Here is a 4,342-nt window from a genome sequence, read left to right as displayed (position 1 = left end):
CAATCCGGCCGAACTGGCCGACGTCACCGCGCCGCCGCTGAGCGCGGTGGTGCGGGTCGGTGGCGGCACCGGCTCGTTCGTCTCCGGCGACGGCCTGCTGCTGACCAACCACCACGTGGCTTATGGCGTGATCCAGTACAACGCCAGCAAGGAACACAACATCATCGACGAGGGCTTCATCGCCCAGGGCCGTGCCGATGAGCGCGCCGCCAACCCGGATTACCGCGTGCTGGTGACGGTGGGCTTCGACAAGGTCACCGATGACGTGCTCAAGGACGCACGCGGCAAGACCGGCCGCGCCTACTACGATGCGGTGGAGAATGCGCGCAAGCGCATCGTCGCCGACTGCGAGGCCGAAAGCGGCGTGCGCTGCTCGGTGGCCAACATGTACTACGGCAGCGACTTCTACCGCATCCGCCAGCTGGAGCTGACCGACATCCGCCTGGTCTATGCGCCGCCGCGCGCGATCGGCAACTACGGCGACGAGATCGACAACTTCATGTGGCCGCGCCATACCGGTGACTTCACCCTGCTGCGTGCCTACGTGGGCAAGGACGGCAAGCCGGCGCCGTACAGCAAGGACAACGTGCCGTACCACCCGCCGGCACACCTGACGATGTCGCTGGACGGGCCGAAGGAAGGCGACTACGCGATGCTGGCCGGTTACCCGGGCACCACCTACCGGCTGCGCACCGCCGCCGAGTTCGCCAACCAGATCGATACGGTGCTGCCGCGCCGCGTGGCGGTGTTCCAGCAGCTGATCGACACCATCGAGGCGATCGGCAAGGACAATGCCGATGCACGCACGCGCTACGCCTCGCAGCTGCAGTCGCTGAAGAACAACCGCAAGCGCGCCGCCGGCGAGCTGGAAGGGCTGCTGCGCAGCGATGCCAAGACCCAACGTGCGCAGGACGAGCAGGCGATGCTGGCCGCCACCGACCGCAAGTACAACGCCGACATCGATGCGCTGTTCGCCTCGCTGGCGGCCGGTGAGCAGGCCGGTGCCAGCGAGTTCCTGGTGACGCTGATGTCCAGCCAGACCCAGCTGCTGCGCTCGGCCATGCTGCTCGAACGCCTGCGCATCGAATCGACCAAGCCCGACGCCGAGCGCGAGAGCGGTTACCAGCAGCGCGACCAGGCGCTGATCGAAGGCGTGCTCAAGCAGGTGCAGCGTCGCTACGACCCGACGGTGGAGAAGGCCATCCTCACCGCGCTGCTGACCCGCTACCAGCAGCTGCCCGATGCACAGCGCGACGCGCACTACGACAACCTGTTCGGCCGTACCCCGGGTGAGCTGGCCCGGCATCTGGACGAGATGTACGCGCAGACCCGCCTGGGCGACGAGGCGCAGCGCCTGTCGCGCTTCGAATCCGCGCGCAAGGGGGGATTCATCGAGGGCGACGCGCTGGTGTCGGTGGCGTCGGCGCTGGTGATGGCGCAGCTCAACGCCGAGCGTGAAAGCAAGGAGCGCGAGGGTGAGCAGCTGCGCCTGCGGCCGTCGTACATGCAGGCGCTGTTCGATTGGCGTGCCAAGCAGGGCCGGGCGGTATACCCGGATGCCAACAGTACGCTGCGCATCAGCTACGGCAAGGTCGAGGCGCTGCACCCGCGCGACGCGGTCAGCTATTCGCCGGTGACCACGGTGGCCGGCATCGTCGAGAAGAACACCAACACGGTGCCGTTCGATGCGCCCAAGCCGCTGCTGGCGGCCATCGCCAAGGGTGACTTCGGCAGTACCGCGGACCCGGCGCTGAAGACGCAGACGGTCAACTTCCTGACCAACCTGGACACCACCGGTGGCAACTCCGGTTCGCCGGTGCTCAATGCCAAGGGCGAGCTGATCGGCCTGAACTTCGATTCCAACTGGGAGTCGGTCAGCGCCAGCTGGTGGTTCGACCCGCGCTACAAGCGTGCCGTGCACGTGGACATGCGCTACCTGCGCTGGCTGCTGGCCAAGGTCTACCCGGCACCGGCGCTGCTGCAGGAGATGGGCGTGCCGGCGCAGTAAGCCCGGCCGCACCGGCAGAACTGTAACGGGGCCTACGGGCCCCGTTACTGTTTAATCTTCTGACACATGTACCCTCCCGTAACTGGTATTACGCTGGGCTAGAATCCGACATACGTAGGCAATGGTATGCCTTCGAACAGGAGTGATCGGTGCAGCAACAGGACAACATCATGGTGGGCGTCGAGCGGGAGCTGGCCCTGGCGCCACTGCGGATATGGATCGTCGGCAGCCTGGATGTGGTGCAGCCGCTGGTCTGGCACGGCGCGCAGGTGCATGCGCTGGACAGCATCGACGCGCTGTACCGCGAGCTGGCCATCGTGCCATGCGACATCGTGCTGATCGACACCTCGCAGATCCGCGAGGACGTGGCCAGCACCGTCGCCCACCTGCGCCGTCGCGATGACCTCGGCGTGGTCCTGCTGGTCGACCCGGCCACCCCCGAGGCGGTGGCCGAAGGCCTGTGGGCCGGCGCCGACGCCTGCCTGCCGCAGCGGCCCTCGTCCAACGTGCTGGCGGCCAAGCTGTACAGCCTGCGTCGTCGCCTGCCCGGCGAGCCGGCGCAGGTGGTGGAGGCCAGTGCCGCCCGCCTGCCGGAACAGGGCTGGATGCTGGAATCCGATGCCTGGGACCTGCGCGCGCCGGGTGGCAGCCTGCTGGCCCTGACCGAAGCAGAACGGGCGTTTCTGTCCCTGTTGTTCTCGTCCCCCTCTGAGACGGTGGCGCGTGAGCGCCTGATCGAAGCCCTGACCGACCAGCCCTGGAGCTTCGACCCGCACCGCATCGAAGTGCTCGTCCACCGGCTGCGCAACCGCGTGCGGATGGCCACCGGCCATACCCTGCCAATCCGCGCAGTACGGGGAAGTGGCTACCGCTTGACGGTCTGAATGTATAAATTTCGTTCAGAATAAATTCACAGATTTGAAATTTCGCGCATTCAGCCGAGTTCCGCGGATGCACCGTGATTTCCCTGTGAAAACAAGATGATGGCGATGTGAGCCAGATCACATTATTTGTGTGATGTGAGGAAATGAAAGCATCCGTCACGCAGCGGCACTGTTTCCGCGTAAGAGCGCAGTGAGAATCCGCGCCGTCACACGCACCTCACGGTGCTGAATTGCGACCCGTTTTGGGGCGGGTCGCTGTTTCGAAGCTCAACGAAACCAAACGGACTGCCTGGACGGGCAGCCCGAGCGCGCGCTTGCAGAGGCTCTCCGGTGAAAAAACAACTTCAGCAGTACACGGTCCGTGCGGGTGATACCGCCGGTAGTCATCATGGACATGGCCGCTCGCCGTGGTACGCGTCGATCACCCGTGCCGCAGCGGCACTGGTGCTGGGCCTGCTGCCTGCGGCCGCATTTGCCACGGTCGTGCCGCAGAACGTGAATCTGCCGCCGAACATGGGCGAGGGCATCGACACACCGCTGACCATCAGCTGGCTGCGCACCGCCACCGACGCGACCCAGACCAACATCTCGGTAGTGCTGCCGCCCACCGTGGACTTCGTACCGCCGGCATCGCCCAGCGCCAGCGACTGCGTGTACACGGCTGCCACCCGTACCGTGTCGTGCCCGGTCGCGCCGGGCAACACCGCCACTGCCCCGAGCGGTTCGGTGGGTTTCAGCATCCGCGCGCGCCAGCTGGGCAGCTTCAACCTGACCGCGACCTCGAGTAACAGCGCGACGCCTGCGACCGGCACCACCACCGTCCGTGAGACCGGCAACCTGCAGGTCGAGAAGACCCTGATCACGCCGGACAACGGCCAGGGCGCGACTGGCGGCACCGCCACGTTCGAGCTGCATCCGCGCATCGCCTCCGGCGGCAGCGCACTGCCCAGCGGCGCGCGCATCGTCATCACCGACCAGCTGCCGACCGACACCGCCAACGTGGTCACCGCCATCACCCCCTCACCGGCCAACAGCGCCGTGTGCGAGACCGTGGCCCAGGCCAACAGCGCCCGTGCGTTCAGCTGTACCTACAACGGCCCCATGAGCCTGGCCCAGCTCGACGCCGCCAAGGTCACGGTAACCCTGCGTACCAACGGCCTGGGCACGCACACCAACAACGCGACCATCGCCACCGCGAACGACAACTACTTCGACGCGGACCCGAACGACAACTCCGACAGCGCCAGCTACAACATCGTGCTGGGCACGGACATCGAAGCGCTGGTGAGCTTCCCGTCGCAGCCGCTGGAAGTGGGCACCGCGCAGAACCTGGTGCTGACCTACAAGAACAACGGCCCGCAGACCAGCACGGCCGGTGGCACCGTGAGCACCATCATTCCCGACGGCTTCGTCATCGGCACCCTGCCGGCGGGCTGCAGCCTGGAGGCCG

The 4,342-nt window shown here is 66.5% G+C and carries 3 protein-coding genes; all 3 read left to right on the top strand.

Annotation, left to right across the window (positions count from 1 at the left end):
• Window positions 1–2,008: S46 family peptidase (locus VA603_RS09365; RefSeq protein ID WP_323438633.1), on the top strand; the 2,008-nt coding region annotated here is incomplete at its 5' end.
• Between the two features lie 149 nt (window positions 2,009–2,157).
• Complete coding sequence (locus tag VA603_RS09360) at window positions 2,158–2,892, top strand: winged helix-turn-helix domain-containing protein (protein ID WP_132863969.1); 735 nt, start codon at window positions 2,158–2,160, stop codon at window positions 2,890–2,892.
• 330 nt (window positions 2,893–3,222) lie between these two features.
• A partial coding sequence (locus VA603_RS09355; protein ID WP_323438632.1) for a hypothetical protein occupies window positions 3,223–4,342 on the top strand: 1,120 nt, incomplete at its 3' end.

Source organism: Stenotrophomonas capsici, assembly GCF_034961085.1.
GTDB lineage: Bacteria > Pseudomonadota > Gammaproteobacteria > Xanthomonadales > Xanthomonadaceae > Stenotrophomonas > Stenotrophomonas capsici.
This window is presented reverse-complemented; position numbering and strand designations above follow the sequence as displayed.